The organism is Williamsia sp. MIQD14 (assembly GCF_051025635.1).
Lineage (GTDB): Bacteria > Actinomycetota > Actinomycetes > Mycobacteriales > Mycobacteriaceae > Williamsia_A.
Genome location: NZ_JBPFDG010000005.1, coordinates 84,976 through 105,223, shown reverse-complemented (window position 1 = coordinate 105,223; position 20,248 = coordinate 84,976). Strand labels below are relative to the sequence as shown.

General features: G+C 70.6%; 15 protein-coding genes. 5 read left to right on the top strand and 10 right to left on the bottom strand.

Annotated features, from left to right (window positions below):
• The first annotated feature begins 3 nt into the window (after positions 1 to 3).
• Positions 4 to 771 carry a PIG-L family deacetylase gene (locus tag ACQ7HM_RS17910; RefSeq protein WP_434217602.1) on the top strand — a complete coding sequence of 256 codons (768 nt, stop codon included), beginning with the start codon at positions 4 to 6 and terminating at the stop codon, positions 769 to 771.
• Here ACQ7HM_RS17910 and recD read toward each other — a convergent pair whose 3' ends face one another.
• Genes recD through ACQ7HM_RS17875 form a run of 7 tightly spaced genes read right to left on the bottom strand, consistent with a single transcriptional unit; the run spans position 772 to position 13,206 of the window.
• On the bottom strand, positions 772 to 2,652 hold the full coding sequence (recD, locus tag ACQ7HM_RS17905; RefSeq protein ID WP_434217601.1) for an exodeoxyribonuclease V subunit alpha: 1,881 nt from the start codon (positions 2,650 to 2,652) through the stop codon (positions 772 to 774).
• A complete protein-coding gene (locus ACQ7HM_RS17900; protein ID WP_434217600.1) occupies positions 2,652 to 6,032 on the bottom strand; it encodes a UvrD-helicase domain-containing protein in 3,381 nt (1,126 codons plus the stop codon). Before ACQ7HM_RS17900 ends, recD begins: the two co-directional genes overlap by 1 nt.
• The gene (gene recC, locus ACQ7HM_RS17895) at positions 6,029 to 9,334 is read right to left on the bottom strand and encodes an exodeoxyribonuclease V subunit gamma (RefSeq protein WP_434217599.1); all 3,306 of its coding nucleotides are present in this window, start codon (positions 9,332 to 9,334) and stop codon (positions 6,029 to 6,031) included. The genes ACQ7HM_RS17900 and recC overlap by 4 nt, the downstream gene beginning before the upstream one ends.
• 30 nt (positions 9,335 to 9,364) lie before the next feature.
• Entirely contained in the window at positions 9,365 to 9,823 is a 459-nt protein-coding gene (locus ACQ7HM_RS17890) for an acyl-CoA thioesterase (RefSeq protein WP_434217598.1), read from the bottom strand.
• A gap of 57 nt (positions 9,824 to 9,880) precedes the next feature.
• Positions 9,881 to 11,125, bottom strand: coding sequence for a class I SAM-dependent methyltransferase (locus ACQ7HM_RS17885; RefSeq protein WP_434217597.1), 1,245 nt, complete (start codon positions 11,123 to 11,125; stop codon positions 9,881 to 9,883).
• Between the two features lies 1 nt (position 11,126).
• Positions 11,127 to 11,888: a DUF1365 domain-containing protein gene (locus tag ACQ7HM_RS17880; RefSeq protein WP_434217596.1), complete on the bottom strand. Its 762-nt coding sequence runs from the start codon at positions 11,886 to 11,888 to the stop codon at positions 11,127 to 11,129.
• A gap of 19 nt (positions 11,889 to 11,907) precedes the next feature.
• Positions 11,908 to 13,206 carry an NAD(P)/FAD-dependent oxidoreductase gene (locus ACQ7HM_RS17875; RefSeq protein ID WP_434217595.1) on the bottom strand — a complete coding sequence of 433 codons (1,299 nt, stop codon included), beginning with the start codon at positions 13,204 to 13,206 and terminating at the stop codon, positions 11,908 to 11,910.
• Between the two features lie 223 nt (positions 13,207 to 13,429).
• Between ACQ7HM_RS17875 and ACQ7HM_RS17870 the strand changes: the two genes are divergently transcribed.
• The gene (locus tag ACQ7HM_RS17870) at positions 13,430 to 14,773 is read left to right on the top strand and encodes a TIGR01777 family oxidoreductase (protein WP_434217594.1); all 1,344 of its coding nucleotides are present in this window, start codon (positions 13,430 to 13,432) and stop codon (positions 14,771 to 14,773) included.
• Positions 14,774 to 14,891: 118 nt separating this feature from the next.
• Complete coding sequence (locus tag ACQ7HM_RS17865) at positions 14,892 to 15,485, top strand: GNAT family N-acetyltransferase (protein WP_434217593.1); 594 nt, start codon at positions 14,892 to 14,894, stop codon at positions 15,483 to 15,485.
• Here ACQ7HM_RS17865 and ACQ7HM_RS17860 read toward each other — a convergent pair.
• Complete coding sequence (locus tag ACQ7HM_RS17860) at positions 15,383 to 16,468, bottom strand: EamA family transporter (RefSeq protein ID WP_434217592.1); 1,086 nt, start codon at positions 16,466 to 16,468, stop codon at positions 15,383 to 15,385. The two genes, ACQ7HM_RS17865 and ACQ7HM_RS17860, sit on opposite strands and share 103 nt — an antisense overlap.
• Positions 16,469 to 16,582: 114 nt before the next feature.
• On the opposite strand from ACQ7HM_RS17860, the gene ACQ7HM_RS17855 reads away from it, so the two are divergent.
• Positions 16,583 to 17,134 (top strand): CGNR zinc finger domain-containing protein, encoded by a 552-nt coding sequence (locus ACQ7HM_RS17855; protein ID WP_434217591.1) that lies wholly within the window; start codon positions 16,583 to 16,585, stop codon positions 17,132 to 17,134.
• Positions 17,135 to 17,341: 207 nt separating this feature from the next.
• Positions 17,342 to 18,880 (top strand): NAD(P)/FAD-dependent oxidoreductase, encoded by a 1,539-nt coding sequence (locus ACQ7HM_RS17850; RefSeq protein WP_434217590.1) that lies wholly within the window; start codon positions 17,342 to 17,344, stop codon positions 18,878 to 18,880.
• Here the strand turns inward: ACQ7HM_RS17850 and ACQ7HM_RS17845 are convergent.
• Complete coding sequence (locus tag ACQ7HM_RS17845) at positions 18,877 to 19,554, bottom strand: urease accessory protein UreD (protein ID WP_434217589.1); 678 nt, start codon at positions 19,552 to 19,554, stop codon at positions 18,877 to 18,879. The two genes, ACQ7HM_RS17850 and ACQ7HM_RS17845, sit on opposite strands and share 4 nt — an antisense overlap.
• On the bottom strand, positions 19,554 to 20,240 hold the full coding sequence (gene ureG / locus ACQ7HM_RS17840) for an urease accessory protein UreG (protein WP_434217588.1): 687 nt from the start codon (positions 20,238 to 20,240) through the stop codon (positions 19,554 to 19,556). The genes ACQ7HM_RS17845 and ureG overlap by 1 nt, the downstream gene beginning before the upstream one ends.
• Between the last annotated feature and the right edge of the window lie 8 nt (positions 20,241 to 20,248).

Here is a 20,248-nt window from a genome sequence, read left to right as displayed (position 1 = left end):
CCCGTGCCGTATCCCAGCGTCATGTTCGTCCACGCTCATCCCGACGACGAGTCGCTGTGGACCGGGGGCGTCATCGCCCGGTCCGTCGCCGCGGGGGCTCCCACGTCGGTGATCACCTGTACGTGGTCGCCGGGGACCCACCGGCACACCGAGCTCGTGACGGCACTGCACGCGCTCGGAGCGGCCGAACCGGTGATGCTGGGCTGGGCCGACGACAAGATCCCCGATTCCGCCCCCGGCCGCGCCCGGCTGTGTGACTGCTCCTTCGACGAGGCCGTCACGCAGATCGTCGCCGAGATCCGCAGCCGTCGACCCGCGGTCGTCGTCACCTACGACGCCTTCGGCATCTACGGACACCCCGACCACATCCACGCCCACCGACTGGCCGTCGCCGCCGTCGAGGCGGCCGCATGCGGGCCGGTCCACCCCGAACTCGGGGCGGCGTGGCAGGTGTCGTCGCTGTATCTCTCGACCGTTCCCTCACCACTGATGAAGGCGATCGGACTGCGGGTGAACGGCACCGCGCCGGCCACCGACGACGCGGCCGCGCCGGGAACCCCCGATCACCTGATCGACACCCGCGTCGACGTCACACCGTGGCTCGACCGGAAGTGGGAGGCGATCAACGCCCACGCCTCCGAGGTCGAGCGCAGTACCGCGCTGAAGGTGTTGGTCGGCCTCGACGTGGAGCAGCGGACCGCACTGCTCGGCACCGAGTGGTTCCTCCGCCGCGACCTCGTCGACGGCGGCGTCGACCTCAGCGACGCCTGATCACGATCCCGTCAGCGTCGACCGCAGGCCGCTGGCGCGCAGCACCTTTCGTTCGATCCCGGACCGGAGGCCCTCCGGGGTGCCGATGAGGACCACGCGGTCGGTGGCCCGCGTGATCGCGGTGTAGAGCAGTTCCCGGGTGAGCAGCGCCGATTCCGGCGGCGGGACCACCACCGACACCGACCGGTACTGGCTGCCCTGGCTGCGGTGGATGGTCATGGCGTGGGCCGACATCACCCCACGCAGGCGCTGCGGGTGGACCAGGCGTGTGAGGCTGCCACGACCGAAGGCGACCATGAGCCGGTCGGCCTCGGCGACGACGACGCCGGTGTCGCCGTTGTAGAGCTGCGCGCGGTGGTCGGTCTCGGTGAGCAGCACCGGGCGACCGGGGTACCAGAGCCGGTCGGGCCCGACCGCCGCCGAGGGCGCCGACCACGCGGTCACCAGGCGCGCCCACACGGCCACGCCGGCCGGCCCCTCGCGGTGCGCGCACAGCACGCGATGGCCCGCGAGGGCGGCGAGAGCGGCGTCGGCGTCACCGCCGACCGCCGCGTCGGACATGGCCGTGACCCACGCGGTCACCTCGCCACGGACCGGGTCGAGCTCGTCGGGCGCGACGAGCGACACCGACGGTGATCCGGCGGCGAGCAGATCCAGGGCGGTGTCGGCGTCACCGTCGCGGACCGCGTCCGCGAGACGTCCGATGTCGGCTCCGAACCGTCGACGTCGTCGCAGGGAGATGACCCCGTCGGCGATCGCCGCGCGGTCGGCGGGGTCCGGCTCGTCGTCGGTCGCGACGGCGTCGACGATGCTGCCCAACGGCCCTTCGAGAGGGGTGTCGTGTCGACGGTGCACGAGGTCGGCGAGCACCGCACCGGCGTCGACCGACGCCAACTGGTCGGGGTCGCCGATCAGTATCAGCCGCGTCTGCGGCCGCAGCGCGTCGAGCAGGTGGAACATCATCGTGAGAGACACCATGGACGCCTCGTCGACGATGACCACGTCGTGCGGGAGACGATGACCGGCGTCGTGACGGAAGCGACCGCTGCCGCGCCGCGTGGAACCGAGCAGTCGGTGCAGGGTCACCGCGGTCACCTCGGGCAGGTCGAGATCGACCGACTGCGCGAGCACCGCCTCCTGCAGCGACGCCGCCGCCCGACCGGTCGGTGCGCACAGTCCGACCCGGATCCCGGGGCCGTGCAGCGTCGACAGCAGCGCGATGATGCGCGCCGCAGTGTGGGTCTTGCCGGTGCCCGGGCCGCCGGCGAGGACTGTGGTCGGTCGCGTCGCGGCGACAGCGGCGGCCAACCGTTGACGGTCGATCCCGGCATCGGAATCGGCTGTCGCGGCGGGGAACAGCTGATCGAGGTGTGCGGTCACGGCGGCGAGGTCGACCGTCGGGGCGACCTGCGCGCGGGCCGCGAGCACATCGCGCACCCGCTGCTCCTGCCGGAAATAGCGGTCGAGATAGAGGAGGTCGACGCCGTCGTCGGTGGTCACGGACCGCAGCGGCTGCAGGGGTGACGCCGGTGTGGAGCCGTTGAGGGGGCTGCTGCGCACCTTCTCGACGAGGGTGGTCGGGTCGGGCCAGGCCAGCGCATCGAGATCGACCGCGGGGGCACCGGCGGGCTCGCGGCCGATCGGGATCTCGGAGTCGGGCGGGATGTCGCGCAGGCGGGCGAGGTCGATGCACACCGATCCGGCCCGGACCGCACGCACGGTGAGGGCGGTGGCGAGCAACACCTCGGGGTCGATCTCGACCGCGGTGACCGCGGCCAGTCGGGTCGCGACGTGGACGTCGGCGACGCCGAGGACGCCGGCGGCGTTGAACGTGGCCAGCAGCCCCTGTGCCCGGGCGGCGATACGCGCATCGGTCCCCATCAGCGGCCTGCCAGCACGTCGGAGAGATCGGTGACCACGGCCGGCGGCAGATGCCAGGTGAACACCCCGCACCCGGGCGGCGTGTCGGGGCCGATCATGGCGCGCACGAACAGGTAGCAGACCGGACCGAGATGGCGGTGCGGGTCGTAGTCGGCGAGCCGCCACCGCAGATAGCGGTGCAGCGCCACCGAATACAGCAGGGCCTGCAACGGATAGTGCGAACGGATCATCTCCTGCGCCATGGCCTCGGGCCGATAGTCCTCGACACCCAGGTCACCGAGCCCCAGCCGGTTGGTCTTGTAATCGGCGATCACGTACCTCTCGTGTCCCGATCCCGCGCCCACGCGCGCGACGAGATCGATGCTGCCGGTGAGGAATCCCCGCAGGGTCGATCCGCCGATGTCGCGGAGGTGGTCGGGGTAGGTCCGCAGCGGGTCGTCGGGGGCGAGGTGCTGGTCCAGGAGATCGGCGATCGCCACGATGGTGGGTCCGCCGGTCGCGGCCAGCGGGAACTCGAAGTCCAGTTCGGACAGTCTGTTCGGCATCCCCAGTCCGGCGAGGTCGCCGGTCGTGTGGTCCGCAGGGTGATCGTCGAGTCGCAGCGGTGTGGTGAGCACGCCGGTGATCGCGGTCGCGAGTACGTCGGCGTCCATCTCGAGCCCGGACACCGCGGCCGCGTGGCGGCAGCGGTCGGCGATCTCGAGGGTCAGATCGTCGGCGTCGGTGTCGATCTCCTCGAGGACGGCGTGCACCACGGTGCCGAATGCCGCGCCCGCGGGGAGCGTGTTCATCAGCGACGCGGCGCCGCCGCCGCCCGAGACGGCGGTGACCACGTCGGGTTCGTCGACGGTGCCGACGGCCTCGGGTTCGGCCGCGCCCGGACCGGCTCCGTCGGTGGCCGGAGCGTCGGTGGCCGGGGCGTCGGAGCCGAGTGCGACGGCATCGAGATGGTGGTCGGCGACCAGCGCCGAGTACGAGGTGCGGCGCCAGTCGTCGTCGATCACCGCGTCGAACGCTGCCGCCCGCAGGTCGATATGGCTCTCCGATTCCTCGGCGGCGGGGACGGACGCCGGCGCCGTCCCGTCGACGTGTTCCACCGAGATGAGTTCGCCCATCGACCGTCCCCACTCCTGCAGCGCGGTCGCCGCGGTCGCGTCTGCGGGGACGTTCGCCGACCCGGCGGGGTCGGGCGAGTTGGTCGTCGCCGCCGACGCGTTGCACGCGAACAGCAGTCGGTGCAGGGGTGACCGCCGCGCGGTGGTGGCCGGGGCCCACCACAGGACCACCTGCGATCGGGCGCGGGTGACCGACACGTAGAACAGACGCAGTTCCTCGCCGGCGTCCTCGTCCTGTGCCGCGCGGACGTTGGTGTCGAAACCGGGATCGTTCTTCCCGCCGACATCGAGGATGCGCCGCCCGTCGGCGTCGTGGAGATGCACCGTCGACGGCGACGGGTTGCGCGCCGAGTCCCACCCGAAAGGCACGTACACCACCGGGAACTCGAGCCCCTTGCTGCCGTGGACGGTCATGATCGACACGGCCTGCGCGTCACGGTCGAGCCGACGGCTCTGTTCGGTCTGGTCGCCGACCGTGGGGTCGTCGAGGCGATCGGCGAACCACCGCAAGAGTCCGGTGACACCACGCGACTCCCCCACCATCACCCGGTTGCACAGGGAGGCCAGGTGCACGAGGTCGGTCATGATCCGTTCGCCGTCGACCGCCGAGAGGATGCGCCCCGCGAGATCGGTGCGCTCGGCGAGCTGGTCGAACATGGCCGCGAACCCCGCCCGGACGAGGGTCTGTGACAGGTCGACCAACAGGTCCCCGACGTCGGCGGCCACGTCGCCGTCGGGGGTGTCGAGGTCGGCCGGGGTGCGTCCGAGCAGCGGCGTGATGGCGGCCAGCGCCGCACGATCGGATCGGGTGGGCTGTTCGAGGGCACGCAGGACGTGGAACCAGTCGCGCGCGGAGTCGGTCGCGAACACACTCGATCCGGCACCGACCACCGACGCGACACCCATCTCCCGCAGGGCGCGTTGCATCGGTGCGATCGTGGCGCGGGTGCGCAGCAGGATCACGATGTCCGACGGCAGCAGCGGACGCACGCCGTCGGCGTCGTCGAGATCAGGTGGATCCCCCAGCAGCTGCGCGATGTCGGCGGCGACGTCGTCGATCACCGCACTGCGCACAGCTGCGACCGTGGGGAACCCGTTGTCGCCCAACGGACCGAGACCGGTGCGCGCCAGATACCGCAGTCGCAGGGGCGTGCGGCCCGAGAGGCGTGAAGTGGTGTGGGAGGCGTCGACCGGTCGCACGACGATGTCGGGATGGCCCAGCGCCGCCTCCCCGTAGAGATGGTCGAGCGCGGTGACGAGTCCGGAATCGCTGCGCCAGTTGGTGCCGAGGACCTGGTGGTTGTCGGCGACCACCGCGGCGTCGAGGTAGCTGAGGACCTCGGCTCCGCGGAACGCGTAGATCGACTGTTTCGGGTCACCGACGAGCACGAGATCGGCGGCACCGTGGAAACACAGGCGCAGGATGTCCCACTGCACCGGGTCGGTGTCCTGGAACTCGTCGACGAGCACCACGTCGAAGAACTGTCGGATGCGGGCGCGGGCGGCCGCACCGTGCTCGGGATCGGCGACGACATCGCGCAGGAGTGACTGCAGTTCGTCGTAGTCGCGGATCCGCATGATCCGTTTGCGTCGCGTGACCTCGCGGCGCACGGTGGCGACGAAGTCGACACGTGCTGCGGCCGCGGAGTTCTCGGCGGCGTCACGGGGCACGAGGGTCGCCTGCTGGTGGCGGACGCCGGCGCGGGCGATCTCGTCGGCGTCGGCGAAGGAGAACGGTGCGTGGCCTCCGCTGAATCGTGCGATGTAGACATCCCTGGCGACCTCGGTGACGAGGTCGTCGACCTCCTCGACCAGCGTGATGCCGTGATCGCGTTCCCCGGCGATCCCGAGCGCGTCGAGCATGCGCGAGCAGAAGGTGTGGGTGGTGCTCACCGTGGACGCGTCGAAATCCGACAGCGCGGCGAGCACCCGCCGACGCCGCAGGGACACCAGTTCGGGCTCGGCCGCCGCCAGCACCTGTACGAGGGCGTCGTCGCCGAACGACCCCGGATCGGCGAGACCTGCTGCGAGGGTCGTCAACCGGGTGCGGGTGCGCTCACGCAGCTCGGCGGTGGCCATCCGCGAGAAGGTGACCAGCAACAGACGATCGATGTCGACACCGTCGGCGATGTGTCGTGCGGCCAGCGCCACGATGGCGTAGGTCTTGCCGGTGCCGGCACTCGCCTCGAGCACGGTGGTACCCGAGGGCGGCGGTGCGGTGACGTCGAACGTGGCGGCGACGATCGTGCGGGGGCGGGGTGTCATCGCGGCGTGTCGATCCTCTCGGCGGTGAGCAGCGGTCGCCAGATCGTGGCCGCGGCCCGGGCGAATCCCACGGGCTCGGTCGTCGCGAGGATCTCGTCGAAGCCGTCGGCGAACACCAGGCGCAGGTGACGGTCGTGGACGTCGCCGAACCGGTCACCGAAGTCCTTGCGTGCGGCCTCGATCCCGTCGTCATGATCGCTTCCGCCGTGGCGGCGGTCGGCGTAGACGGCGGCCGCACTCGCGGGCAGCGGCAACGGCTGCGACAACCCGTTGTCGCGCAGGGCGATCAACGCTCCCAGCGCGGCTACCGGGTCCGTCGGCGCCTGCACGGTCGACCGCGCGAGTCGTGACCCGCGGCCGGCGCGACCGATGGCGACGGCCTCGACCGGTCCGGGACGCGACGCGGCGACGGCGAGCAGGGCGATCCAGTTCTGCAGTCGGTGTTTGGACCCGAGGCGCGAGTAGTGCGCGCGGAACACCGTCAGCGCGTTCGGGTCGGCGTGCACGCCGCCGACGCTGCCGACGAGACGGCGGCCGTCGGTGAGGGTCACGTCGATGTCCACGGTCTCGACGGACCGGTCGAGCATCGGCTGCGCCGCGACCGCGAGCCGCTCGACATCGTCGAGCACGTCGGCCAGCGCGACCTGTCCGAGCGCGAAGGGTGGCAGCGTCCCACGGCGCAGTTCGGTCGCACGGAGTGCCTCGATGGACTCGCCGGACAGGCGGCGCCGCAGCAGGCGATCGCCGATCCCCCAGCGGTCCAACGGATCCAGTGCCGCGTCCAGCTGGTCGGCGGGCACGTCGTCGGTGTCGGGGACGACGAATCCCAGTCGCTGGCGGCAGAATCCGCGCACCGGGTGATCGAAGAACGTGATGAGGTCGGCCACGTCGATGTCGTCGCGTGGGACGGGTGTCAGCGGGTGACGGTCGAACTCGATGCGGTGGTCCGGCGGCCGCGTGAGTGCGCGTGCGCCGGCGAGTGCGGCGACGTCGAACGAGAACGGGTCGGCCCCGGCGAAGTTCCCCGGGTCGAAGGCGTGGAGCGGGTGGCGGTGTACCAGCGAGGTCGGGTCGTCGCTGCCGACGATCGCGGCGACGGCGTCGACGATCTCGCTCACCGGCACCGACGGCGGCCGGCGCAGTCCCGATACCGGGTCGGCGCCGCTGTAGCAGATGACCAGGCGCTCACGGACGGACATGATGGTGTCGAGCAGCAGCTGTCGGTCCTCGCTCCGCGGGTCACGTTCGCCCACACAGGGATCGCGGCGGGTGATGTCGTCGCCGTCGTCGCGGGTGGCCCGGGGGTAGGTGTCGTCGTCGAGACCGATGAGGACGACCACGCGGTGGGGTACCGCCCGCATCGGGACCATCGTGCACACGGTGAGCTCGCCGGTGCGGAAGTTCGCACGGGTGGGCCGTGCGGCGACGACGTCGTCGAGCAGGGCGACCACGTCGCCACGACGGAGCACCGTGGTGGGGTCGCCGTGCTCGAGGGCGGCGCCGACGACGTCGACGGCCTGTGCCCGCTGCCAGGTGTCGGTGCGGCGGACGTCGGTGAGGTCGTCGATCACCGCGAGCAGTGCCGTACCCCATTCCTGCACCGTGCGACCGCCCGACATGGCGGTGAGGCAACGGTCGAGTCGGTCGACGAACTCCGCGAAGCGGCCGACGAGATCGATGTCGGCGCTGTCGATACCGCTCAGCGGCAGCGCCCGATGGATCCATCCGATCGACGATTCATCGGCCACCACGCCGAGGGCGATCCGGTCGAGGCCGGCCGACATCGTGTTCTGCTCGTACCCGCGCAGACCGAACGCCGCACGTTGCGCGTCGCCGATTCCCCACCGCACACCGGCCTCGGAGATCCACTCCCCGATGGTCTCGAGGTCGTCGTCGCCGAAACCGAAACGCGCGCGGACGGGTTCACGGGCGGCGAGGTCGAGGATCTCCCCGGAGGTCGCGCGTCCCCCGGCGAACCCGACGACGGCGACCAGGGCGTCGAGGACGGTGTTGGTCGCGGCCATGCTCCGGTCGGCGAGACGTACCCGCAGTCCGTGGGCGGGGTGACCGCTGCCGTCGCGGCCGAAGGCGGCCCGGATCAGCGGTGCATACGCCTCGATGTCGGGGCACATGACGATGACGTCGCGCGGCTCCAGATCCGGCGTCTCGCAGAAGATCCGGGCGAGGACGTCGCGCATGACCTCGACCTGTCGTGCCGGGCCGTGGCATGCGTGCACCGCGACGGAGTCGTCGACCGGCCCGACCGGGAGGTCGACCGGGGCGGTGTCGTCGCGGATCGCGCGTTGCAGCCGCGTGAGCACCGTGTCCCCTCGCCCGAGGGCATCGGGGACGGCGTGGTGGACGTCGCGGTCCAGGTGCGGGGCGAGGCGCAGGCGCGTCTCGCGGATCTCGCGGGAGAGCCCGGCCAACAACGGGTTCGACACCCCGGTGCGCGGCAGGTCGCGACGCCGGACCACCTCGGCCGATTCCGGTGGCGACGACCACAGGCGATCGCTGGGATGCGGGAGGAACAGGTGGACGTCGCGGTGGACGGCGACCGCGCGGATCACGGCGATCTGCTCGGTGGTGAGGCGGGTCGGGCCGAACAGCGACAACCGCGGTGGCAGGTCGAGGGCATCGGACTCGGCCGCGATCTGCTCGCACAGCGTCGGCAACCGTTCCGCGGGGCTCGGTGACCCGATGCGATCACGCAGCGCACGCCACACGACGACCTGCCACAGCATGTCCTCGGGGAGGGCCGCTCCGTGGCCGTCGGTGTCGCGGCCGGCGGCCCAGTCGGCGATCATGGTGGGCCGCGCCGAGGCGTAGGACCCGAAGAGCCGGGCGAGATCGGTCGCCGTCGACCATCGCCGACCGACCCGGTGGGGGTCCGGACGAGACCCGGCGACACCGAGATGGCGGGCGAGGACCGCACAGGCGGGATCGTCGGCGCACGCGTCGAGGACGTCGATCAGCAGCCATTGCATGCGCGCCGCCGACCACGGGTCGTCGCGGCGAAGGTGCCCTCGCACGGCGGCGAGGACCCGCTCGGTCAGCTCGGCGGGCGACGCGAAGTCGATGTTGGCGGCGATCCCGTCGGAGTCGTGGGACGCGTCGGATGTGGACTCCCCCGGCGACGTACCCAGACGCGCGGAGAGCGTCTGCGCGAGCCACCGTTCGACGCCCTTGGCCGGGACGGCGACGATCTCCGGTGTGAACGGGTCGGCGAGGGGCTCGGCCAGGATGTCGGCCAACGCCGCGGCCAACACGTCGGTGCGCTCGGCGCGATGGGCCGTCAGCATCTGCGGGCCCGGCTGAGGTGCGTCACGCGGTCACGATCGCCGACTGCGCAGGGCCACCGGCGCCTCCACACGATCTCGCATCGCCTCTGCGACACTCGCGCCCAGACCGACCGGCCGTCCGGACGGATCGACACAGACCAGGGTGGTCTCGGCCTGCGCGAAGGGGGTGCCACCGGGATCGGTCAGTACACACCCGAAATCGAACGACGAGGTGCCCACGCGGCTGAGCCAGACCCGCGAGGTGATGTCGTCACCGGTGTAGGGGATCGACGCGAGGTATTCGATCTCCTGTCGGACGACCACCAGTCCGCCGTCGATCAGCGCACCGTCCTCCGAGGGCGGCGCACCCGAGGCGATGAGCAGCGCCATCCCCGCCCGCACGCGGGACTCCTCGAACAGACGCGCGATGGCGACGTTGTTGATGTGGTTGTTCACATCCATGTCGCCCCACCGCAGCTGCAGCGAGACCGTCACCACGTGATCAGACATGCCGGTCATGCTATCGACCGGTACCGACGCGCATCGGAGTGCGGGCGTGCGGGGCCCTCAGGAGGGTCGACGGGTGAACTGCAGCTGGCTGACCTCGAGATAGCCCGACGCGAAACCGGCCTCGCAGTAGGCCAGGTAGTACTCCCACATCCTGCGGAAGGTCTCGTCGAAGCCCCTGTGTGACACCGTCGTCCAGGTCTCGTTGAACCGGTGACGCCACCGCCGCAGCGTCTCGGCGTAGTGCTGGCCGAGCTCCAGACGGTCCGAACGGACCAGCGAGGTGTGCTCGGCGAGCGAGTCGTCGATCGCCTGCAGCGACGGGATGAGTCCACCGGGGAAGATGTACTTCTGGATCCAGCCCCACGAATGGCGCGTCGCGAGCATCCGGGCGTGCGACATCAGGATCGCCTGGATGGCGACGGTCCCGCCCGGTGCGAGCAGCGAGTCAAGCGCCCCGAAGTACGTCGGCCAGTACTCCTCGCCGACGGCCTCGATCATCTCCACGCTCACTATGGCGTCGAACTCACCGCGCACGTCGCGGTAGTCCTGCAGGCGGATGTCGATGCGATCACCCAGCCCGGCCTCGGCGATGCGGCCCAGGGCGAGTTCGCGCTGCTCGGCCGACAGCGTCACGGTCGTGACGTGCGCGCCACGCTGCGCCGCCCGGATCGCCAGGGCGCCCCAACCGCTGCCGATCTCCAGCACGCGACTGCCCGACCCGACGTGGGCCATGTCGAGGATCGAGTCGATCTTGCGGTACTGCGCGGCCTCGAGATCCTGGCCGGCGAAATCGGTGGCGGGATCGAACATCGCCGAACTGTAGGACATCGTGGGGTCGAGGAACGCCGCGAACATCTCGTTGCTCAGGTCGTAGTGCGAACCGATGTTGCGCTTCGACCCCTCGATCGAGTTGCGCTGGCTCTCCGGGATCCGCTTGTCGACCACGGCACGCATCTTCCACAGCCGCTCCGGGATGAGGGTCGTGAGGCGCTCGGCGAACGGGGTGAGGGCGGCTCCGAGATCACTGCCCGGCGCAGCACGCCAGTCCCCCGCCATGTACGCCTCGCCCAGGCCGATCTTCGGGTTGTGGCTCAGTCGGTCGTAGAACACCTTGGGGCGGACGATCTCGAGTTCGGGAGCGCCCTCGCCCCCGTGCCCGCGCACCGTGCCGTCGGGGAAGCGCACGGCGACGGGTGCCTTGGTGATCGCGTAGTCGACCAGACGTTTCGTGATCGGCGTCTTGAACCACGTCCCGCTCAGCACGGGTCGGCGGACGGCGAACGGATCTGCGACTCCTGTCATGTCAGACCTCCTGGGGTGGTGTGTGCGGGGGCCGGGGGACGACGCGGAGGCGTCGTGCCCACAGCCAGATCCCGTGGACGGCGATGAGCAGTGAGACCCGTTGGGGCATCAGGGGCATGGTCAGTATCGAGCGGGCGACCCGACGGGGGGTCGCCGGTTGTGGGACGCCGGTGAACGTCGCGGTGAACGGTTCCATGCCCGCGCGATCGAGGATGATCGTGACCCCGACGCGGTCGGCGTCGAGACGGAACGTCATGCGGTAACGCCCCGACACGTCGTTGAACGGCGAGACGTAGAAATGCTTGTCGGCCTCGGCGTGACCGTCGCGGTCGGGGTGGAGAAGATAGGCCGTCCGTTCGCCGTAGGTGTTGTGCACCTCGGCGACCACGCAGGTGACGGCTCCGGAGGCGTCGAGGCACCAGTACACCGACAGCGGATCGAAGACGTAGCCCAGCACGCGCGCGTTGGCGAGCATGAGGATCCGGGAGCCGGGGCCGGTGTCGACACCGTTCGCGTGCAGGAACGTCTCCACGTTGCGTTTGATCGCACCGGTGTCGTCGGCGTCGAGTGAACCGAGGTGGTCTCGCGCGGAGAACCGGGCGAAGGGGCGCAGCGGGCGGGGCAGTCGCGGCGGCGCGTCGAGGTCGATCAGCCACTGGTAGACGCGGTGGCGGAACCGGTGCGCGGTGGCGCCGCGCCGCCTGTGCGCCACGTCGCCGGCGACGATCGCGGGCAGCGGGGGGAGGTCGAGGGCGGTGGTCATCGGCGCACCGGATCGCCGGTCACCATGTGGCGCCGAGTCCTTCGGCCGCGGCGACGCCGGATCGGCAGCCGTCCTCGTGAAATCCCCATCCGTGATAGGCGCCCGCGAAAGCGGTCGTCGCGGAGGTGAGGGTCGGCAGCATCGACTGCGCGGCCACCGCGGCACGTGTGTACACCGGATGCGCGTAGTCCATGACCTCGATGATCGAGTCGGGGTCGATGAGGTGGCGCGCGTTGAGGGTCACCAGGAAGTCGGTGTCGCTGTCGATGTCCTGCAGCCGGTTCATCCAGTACGTCACCACCGGCAGCTCGTCGCGATCGGTGTCGCCGGCAGGCCCGTCGGAGGTCTCGGGGGTGCGGTAGTTCCACGACGCCCGCGCCCGCGGCGAGCGGGGCAACAGCGACGAATCCGTGTGCAGCACCGCCTCGTTCGGCGAGTAGTGGAAGGCCGACAGCAGCGTCTTCTCGGCCTCGGACGGATCGGCCAGCATCGACAGCGCCTGGTCGGGATGGGTGGCCACGACGATCTTGTCGAAACGGTCGCGACCGCCGTGGGCGTCGACGACGGTGACTCCGCCGTCGGTGCGCGTGATCTCGACGACCGGCGTACTCAGGCGGATGTCGTCGAGTGTCGCGGCGATGCGGTCGACATACTCGTGCGACCCGCCGGTCACCGTGTACCACTGCGGTGATCCGGTCACCGAGAGCATGCCGTGGTTGCGCAGGAACGCGAACAGGTACCGCGCGGGGTAGTCCAGCGAGGTCTGCGCACCGGAGGACCACACGCACGACACCAGGGGGACGGCGTAGTGCTTGCGGAAGAACGCCCCGAAGCGGTGGCCCGAGAGGAATTCGCCGTAGGTGGTGAGGTCCTCGTCGTCGGCGCTGTCGAGGAACGCGGCGGCCGCGCGGTGGAACTGCTTGATCTGGACGAGCATCCCGAGGAAGCGCGGGTCGCCGAGTCGCCAGGGCTGAGCCAGGATCCCGCCCATGCCCCGCCCACCGGCGTACTGGAAACGACCGGCCGGGTCGCTGATGCTCATGCTCATCTCGGTGGGCTGTGTGGCCACGCCCAACTCGGTGAACATCCGTCGCAGCAACGGGTAGGTCTCGGTGTTGTGGACGATGAACCCGGTGTCGATGCGGTGGGTCCGGTCGCCGTCGGGGACCGAGTGGGTGTGAGCATGCCCACCCAACCGCTCGTCGGCCTCGTAGAGCGTCACCGCGTGGCTGCGCCGCAGCACATGGGCGGCGGTGAGTCCGGCGACCCCCGAGCCGATCACCGCGACAGACGGCATCGACGGGCGTGCGGCGTCCATCACCATGTCTCACCTCGGATCCTGGGCTCGAATCGTGCGCGCCCGGTGTCGGTGCCCGGCGCGCGATCATTATCGCCTCATCGGCGTCTCCACCATGATTCGTTGTCTCCCGCGCGGCGGATGGGCGCGCCCGGTTCGGCTCACAGCGCAATCGGACGTCACCGGGCCCACGGGCGGGGTCGGTCCGGGGAGGGTCACCGCGTGGTGTGCCTACTCTCGGGGCATGAGCATCACGCGGTCGTCGGTCGTCGACGACACCATCGACGAGGTCTTCGCCTGGCACACCCGACCCGGGGCCTTCCATCGGTTGTCACCGCCGTTCGCCCCGATGTCACTGCGGTCGGAGGCCACCTCGATCTCCGACGGGCAGGCCGTTCTCGCCCTGCCGGGTGGACTGCCATGGAAGGCGACACACGTCCCGTCGGGGTATCACCCGCCACATCAGTTCGTCGACACCCTCACCTCGGTGCCGTTGAAGTTCGTGACGCCGTGGACCCACACCCACCGCTTCGACGCTGTCGGCGACGACCGCACCCGCATCACCGACACGGTCGACACCCGCGTGCCCGGGTTCGTCCTGTCGTCGATGTTCGACTTCCGTCACCGCCAGCTCGCCGACGACATCGTCACCCAGAAGTGGGCACGCGCCCTGCAGCCGACACCCATCACCTTCGCGATGACCGGCGTCTCCGGCACGATCGGCACCGCGCTCGCCGCGCTGGCGACGACCGGCGGCCACCGGGTCATCTCCCTGGTCCGTCGTGAGCCCACCGGTCCCGACGAACGACGGTGGGACACCGCGCATCCCGCGGCAGACCTGCTCGACGGCGTCGACGTCGTCGTCCATCTCGCCGGCGCGTCGATCGCCGGTCGTTTCACCGACTCCCACGTGGCCTCGGTGCGCGACAGCCGCGTCGGGCCCACACAGGCACTGGCGTCGGTGGCGGCCGCGGCCCACGCCCGCGGCACCGGCCCCTCGGTGTTCGTCGCGGGTTCGGCGATCGGCATCTACGGCGACAGCCGCGGTGATGAGCGACTCACCGAGTCCAGTGCGCCCGGAACCGGTGTGGTGGCCGACATCGTGCGCGACTGGGAGGCCGCGTGCGACCCGGCACGCGACGCAGGGCTGCGGGTGGCCAACATCCGCACCGGCGTGGTGCAGTCCGCGGCGGGAGGGATGCTCAAGCTGCTGCGCCCGCTCTTCTCGGCCGGACTCGGCGGGCCGATCGGCAACGGACGCCAGTGGTTGGCCTGGATCGGCCTCGAGGACATCTGCGACGTGTTCTACCGCGCCGCGTTGGACGAGCGCGTGAGCGGACCGGTCAACGCCGTGTCGCCCGAACCGGTACGCAACGCCGAGTTCACCTCGACGATGGGATCGGTCCTGCACCGCCCCACGTTCTTCCGCGTCCCGGAGTTCGCCCCGAAGCTGTTGCTCACCGAGACCGGCGCCGACTCGTTGGCGCTGGCCGACCAGCGCGTGGTCCCCACCGAACTCGAGCGCCTGGGTCACGAGTTCCGGATGCCACGACTCGCCGACGCGTTGGCCCATCAGTGCGGAAAGTGAGCACGCAGGCCGTATCATGAGCGCACTTCGGGTGCCGGGCATGGGCACTCGCCCGGCCGGCGGCCGGTGGTCACGACCAGTCGGGTGACCACCGTGACCGCGGAGAACGAGGAGCGCGTTGATCGTCGAGACGCCCCAGTTGATCCTGCGGCCCGTCGGTGCGAACGACGTGTCGGCGCTGGTGGAACTCGACAGCGACCCGGCCGTGATGCGCTACGTGTCGGGCGGCGCCCCGACCCCGCGTGCGGTGATCGAGGAATGGGTGGTGCCCCGCGCGGTGGCCGAGATGTCGTCGCGTCGGGGCGGCGGCATGTGGGCTGCACTCGACCGATCGAGCGGCGAGTTCGTGGGCTGGTTCTCGCTCCGGGCGCCCCGCCACGGCACACAACCCGAACTCGAACTGACGTACCGCCTTCGGCGCGCGGCATGGGGCCGCGGACTGGCGACGGAGGGGTCGCGGACCTTGATGGGCGTCGCGTTCGACGCCCCCGACACCGGACGGGTCTTCGCCGGCACCATGGCGGTGAACTCCGCGTCGCGGCGGGTGATGGAGAAGTCCGGGATGCGCTTGACCGCACTGCATCTCGGCGACGACGCCGAGACCGACGGTTACGAGCGCGGTGAGGTCGAGTACGAATTGCGCCGATCCGACTGGGAGAGCGCACGCTTCGCGTGGGATGTCCGCCGGTCGGCCACCGGCTTGACGGCCTGAGCGGTCCGGGCGGTCTCGTCGCGGTCAGTACCCAGGCGCACGGCCACGATGCCGCCGAGCATCACCACCGCGCCCGCCATCTGCGCCGGTGACATCGACTGGCCCACCAGGATCCACGACGCCGTCGCCGAGGTGACCACCTCCATGAGTGCGACGAACGACGCCAGGGTCGGACCGAGGTGACGGACGGCCGCGATCCCGGTGACGTAGGCGATCGCGGTCGAGATCACGGCGACGGCGACCGCGGCGGTCCACCACGGCAGGTCTCCCCCGGCGAGGGTGACATCGGCGTTGCTCGCCGTCATCGGCAGCAGCCCGACGGCGCCGGCCACGGCGACGAGAACCGCCCCGACCACGAGTCCACCGCAGGTCAGTGCGACCGGGTCGACGTCGCCGCGCGGTCTCCCGTCTTCGTCGACCCGCGCGCTCGGGCCGGCGATCAGGAAGTACCCGGCCAGTCCGACCGCGGCGGCGGCCGCCCAGGCGACACCGATCGGGTCGATCGACCACCCCTCGGCGCCGCCGACGACGACGGTCACCAGACCGGTGATCGCGATGGCGGCACCGAGGAGCGTCACGCGTTCGGCGCGATGTCCGCCGACGACCCGGCGGTAGACCAGCACCAGCACCGGCGCGCTGTACTCGATGAGCAGAGCGACGGCGACGTCGAGATGTTCGACGGCGTGGAAGAAGCACAGCTGCACCATCGCCACCCCCATCACGCCGTAGGCGAGCACCGACCAGGGTGCGCGCGCGATGGTGGCGAGACGGTGCCGTCCGATGATCGCGGTCGGGATCACCAGGACCATCGCACCGACGCCCAGTCGGAGGAGGGTTGCCGCCGTCGAGGACCACCCGGCGTCGATCAGCGCCGAGGCCAGCGGCCCCGACATGCCGAACGACACCGCCGAGACGACGGCGAGCGCCACACCGGACGTCACCGATCCGGGTCCGGTCCGCGATGCGCCGTCTGCACGCGACATCGGTCCCCCTTCCTCGTCCGCCGTGGCGTCCGATCTGTCGCGAGAGCCGTATGTCATGAGTGTCGACGGCTTATGCTGATGACAAGGAAACGGCACCACACGTCAGGAGTCAAGATGCGTTTCACTCATGACACCGAGCCGGCGCTGCTCGCGGTGACCGCGCTGGTCAACTCCGCGCGCACCGACACCGACACGCTGGCCACCACCGGCGATCTCCGCGACTTCCTCGGCACCCACGGCTACACCGGGCGACACGACGGCGACGACGCCGAACTGCAGGCGGTGCACGCCCTGCGCGAGCGCCTCGCCCGGTTCTGGGACCTCGACCGCGACGCCGCGGCCGAGGAGGTGAACCGCATACTGCGCGAATCGGGCGCCCGGCCGTTCGTGACGCGCCACGACACCGCCGACTGGCACATCCACGTCACCGACTCGCACGATCCCCTCGCCGACCGCATCGCGGCCGAGACCGCCATGGCGTTCGTCGACCTCATCCGCGCCGATGAATTCGACCGGCTGCGCACGTGCGTGGCCGAAGACTGCCACTGTGTGTTGATCGACATGTCGCGCAATCGTTCTCGGCGCTTCTGCGCCGAGCGCAACTGTGGGAACCGCGCCAGCGTGGCCGCCTACCGCGCTCGTCGCTCCCGGGTCACCCGAACCTGACCGACCCCTGGCCGCCGCGGCCACCCACCGGTGTCGACGCAGTCGTGTGAGCCTTGTCGCGTGCGAGTCGGACGGATTGACTACCGTTGGCGTCGAGCACGGTCGCGGAGACCGACCCGATCGGTCGGATCTCCCCCACTCGGTCGAGCCCACGCGTGACCATCGTTTGCGGCAGCCCCACCGCACGTCGACTGACAGGAGAAGCCCATGAGCGCTACGACGGACGGACGACACCCACACCGCGTCGTGGTGATCGGCTCGGGATTCGGTGGACTGTTCGGCACACAGCGCCTGCGCAAGGCCGATGTCGAGGTCACCCTGATCGCCCGCACCACCCACCACCTCTTTCAGCCGATGCTCTACCAGGTCGCCACCGGCATCGTGTCCGAGGGCGAGATCGCCCCCGCCACCCGCGTCATCCTGCGCAAACAGGACAACGCACGCGTGCTGCTCGGCGACGTGGAGTCGATCGACCTCGAGCGCAAGGTCGTGACCTCCCGGCTGCTGACGCGTCTCACCGAGACGCCGTTCGACAGCCTCATCGTCGCCGCCGGTGCCGCGCAGTCGTACTTCGGCAACGACCAGTTCGCCGAGTTCGCCCCGGGCATGAAGACCATCGACGATGCGCTCGAGCTGCGCGGCCGCATCCTCGGCGCCTTCGAACAGGCCGAGCTGTCGCAGGATCCCGAGGAACGGGCCCGGCTGCTCACCTTCGTCGTGGTCGGCGCGGGCCCGACCGGTGTCGAACTCGCGGGCCAGATCGCGGAGATGTCGGACAAGACCCTCAAGGACACGTTCCGCAACATCGATCCCACGAGCGCACGGGTGATCCTGCTCGACGCGGCGCCCGCGGTACTGCCGCCGATGGGTGAGAACCTCGGCACCAAGGCCGCCAAGCGACTCGAGGGCATGGGCGTCGAGATCCAGCTCAACGCCATGGTCGTCGACCTCGACTACAACGGGCTCACGGTCAAGGACAAGGACGGGACCACCCGTCGCATCGAGTCGCAGTGCAAGGTGTGGTCGGCCGGTGTCGCGGCCAGCCCGCTCGGCAAGCAGCTCGCCGATCAGAGCGGTGTGGAACTCGACCGCGCCGGTCGGGTGAAGGTGCAGCCGGACCTGTCGATCACCGGACACCCGAACGTGTTCGTCGTCGGCGACATGATGTCCATCGACGACGTCCCCGGCATGGCGCAGGGCGCCATCCAGGGCGGCCGGTACGCGGCGGACGCGATCAAGGCGGGCCTCAACGGCCAGAAGCCCGAGGACCGCACCCCGTTCAAGTACCACGACAAGGGGTCGATGGCGACGGTGTCGCGGTTCAGCGCCGTGATGAGTGTGCCGATCCCGTTCACCTCCAAGCGATTCGAGACCGAGGGCTTCTTCGCGTGGCTGGGCTGGCTGGCCCTGCACCTGGTCTACATCGTCGGGTTCCGCAGTCGCCTGAGCACCATCATCGACTGGGCGGTGTCGTTCACCACGCGCAACCGGTCGCAGCTGACCGTCACCGAACAGCAGGTCTACGCGCGTACGGCGATGGACCACCTGCACCATCTCGAGGCCGAGAACAAGGTGGACGAGTCGTCGGGCATCCCCGCCGCCGAGTCACCCACTCCCCCCGCCGCGACATCCACTCCCGACACCGACGGTCAGGAGCCCCAGGGCACGACCGACGCGCAGGCCGAGGCGGAGAAGAACGTGGCCGACCCCGAGGTGGTCCGCAAGGAGCGTGCCGACGCCGGCTAGAGCGCGGCGAGCGCAGGGGTCGACTCGAGGGCGGCCAGAGCGGTTGTCGCAGCGGACAGTGACGGCGACACGACGGTCGTGAGCGTGGCCCCGCAGCGCAGATCCAGGCGTGCCGCGACAGCGGTCGCCGAGACCGCCGACGGACGTGGGTCGGGGTAGACGAACCGGCTGATCAGCGCGCGTCGCGATCGGTCGAGTTCGAGTCGGTGTCGTAGGGCGGCGGCGCCGTCGATGTCGACGTGCAGGCCGCCCGACCATCGGCCCGCGTCCTCGGTGTGGCGTCCGATCTGCACGGCCTCCCCGATCGTCACCGACGCGGTCGACGCCGCGGTGACGATGGTCCGCGTCCGGTGGTCGGCGTCGGCGGCCACAATCGTGGGTAGCGGGTCCACCACGAGTTCGGCGTCGTCGGCGACATCGAACGTCCACGCCGCGTGGGAGAGCGTCTCGTCGCGTGCGGGAAGGGCGATGGTGGCCGCGACGGTGTGCAGGTGCAGCCGCGCGCCGGCCTGCACCTGCACGCTCACGCTGATGCGATCGCCGCCCAGCGGGGTCGCCGCGGTCGAGATCAGGTGCACCCTGTCGACACCGGTCTGACGCACGGCGAGTCCGCCCGTGGCTCGGATCACCGGGGCCCGGCCCCTGCGCGCGATGATGCGGACGTCGGTGTGCATCAGGTCGCGACGCCGGCCACCTCGGCGAGCTGCGTACGGACCCACGCGAGGACGTCGCTCGCCGCCGGGTCGTCGGTGAGGGAGATCAGGGCGGTGGGGCGGCCCTCACGCACACGCTCGGCATCGCCCGCCATCACGTCGAGATCGGCGCCGACCAACGGGGCCAGGTCGGTCTTGTTCACGACGAGCAGGTCCGAGAACGTCACGCCCGGACCACCTTTCCGCGGAACCTTGTCGCCACCGGCGACGTCGATGACGAAGATCTGCACATCGATCAGTCCTGTCGAGAACGTCGCGGTGAGGTTGTCCCCGCCCGACTCGACGAGGATCAGGTCCAGGGGCGGGTTGGCCGCCACCAGGTCGTCGATCGCATCGAGATTCGCGGTGATGTCGTCGCGGATCGCGGTGTGCGGGCACCCCCCGGTCTGCACCGCGGTGATCCGCTCGTCGGGCAGGACCGCGTTGCGACGCAGGAAGTCCGCGTCCTCGGTGGTGTAGATGTCGTTGGTGAGCACGGCGACCGAGAGTTCCTCGCGCAGTTGCCGACACAACGCCGCCACGAGTGCGGTCTTGCCCGATCCGACGGGCCCGCCGATGCCGATCCGCAGGGCCTCACCGGGCACGCGCACCCGCCGCGGGCGGTCGTGGTGGGTGTGGGGTTCGCCGTCGATCAGATGCGGGGGCATGGTCACCG

Excerpts from the sequence above, each read along its gene's own strand:
- recD (WP_434217601.1), bottom strand. The coding sequence starts at position 2,652 with ATGGGGACCGATGCGCGTATCGCCGCCCGGGCACAGGGGCTGCTGGCC.
- ACQ7HM_RS17900 (WP_434217600.1), bottom strand. The coding sequence starts at position 6,032 with ATGACACCCCGCCCCCGCACGATCGTCGCCGCCACGTTCGACGTCACC.
- recC (WP_434217599.1), bottom strand. The coding sequence starts at position 9,334 with ATGCTGACGGCCCATCGCGCCGAGCGCACCGACGTGTTGGCCGCGGCG.
- ACQ7HM_RS17890 (WP_434217598.1), bottom strand. The coding sequence starts at position 9,823 with ATGTCTGATCACGTGGTGACGGTCTCGCTGCAGCTGCGGTGGGGCGAC.
- ACQ7HM_RS17885 (WP_434217597.1), bottom strand. The coding sequence starts at position 11,125 with ATGACAGGAGTCGCAGATCCGTTCGCCGTCCGCCGACCCGTGCTGAGC.
- ACQ7HM_RS17880 (WP_434217596.1), bottom strand. The coding sequence starts at position 11,888 with ATGACCACCGCCCTCGACCTCCCCCCGCTGCCCGCGATCGTCGCCGGC.
- ACQ7HM_RS17875 (WP_434217595.1), bottom strand. The coding sequence starts at position 13,206 with ATGGACGCCGCACGCCCGTCGATGCCGTCTGTCGCGGTGATCGGCTCG.
- ACQ7HM_RS17870 (WP_434217594.1), top strand. The coding sequence starts at position 13,430 with ATGAGCATCACGCGGTCGTCGGTCGTCGACGACACCATCGACGAGGTC.
- ACQ7HM_RS17860 (WP_434217592.1), bottom strand. The coding sequence starts at position 16,468 with ATGTCGCGTGCAGACGGCGCATCGCGGACCGGACCCGGATCGGTGACG.
- ACQ7HM_RS17855 (WP_434217591.1), top strand. The coding sequence starts at position 16,583 with ATGCGTTTCACTCATGACACCGAGCCGGCGCTGCTCGCGGTGACCGCG.
- ACQ7HM_RS17850 (WP_434217590.1), top strand. The coding sequence starts at position 17,342 with ATGAGCGCTACGACGGACGGACGACACCCACACCGCGTCGTGGTGATC.
- ACQ7HM_RS17845 (WP_434217589.1), bottom strand. The coding sequence starts at position 19,554 with ATGCACACCGACGTCCGCATCATCGCGCGCAGGGGCCGGGCCCCGGTG.
- ureG (WP_434217588.1), bottom strand. The coding sequence starts at position 20,240 with ATGCCCCCGCATCTGATCGACGGCGAACCCCACACCCACCACGACCGC.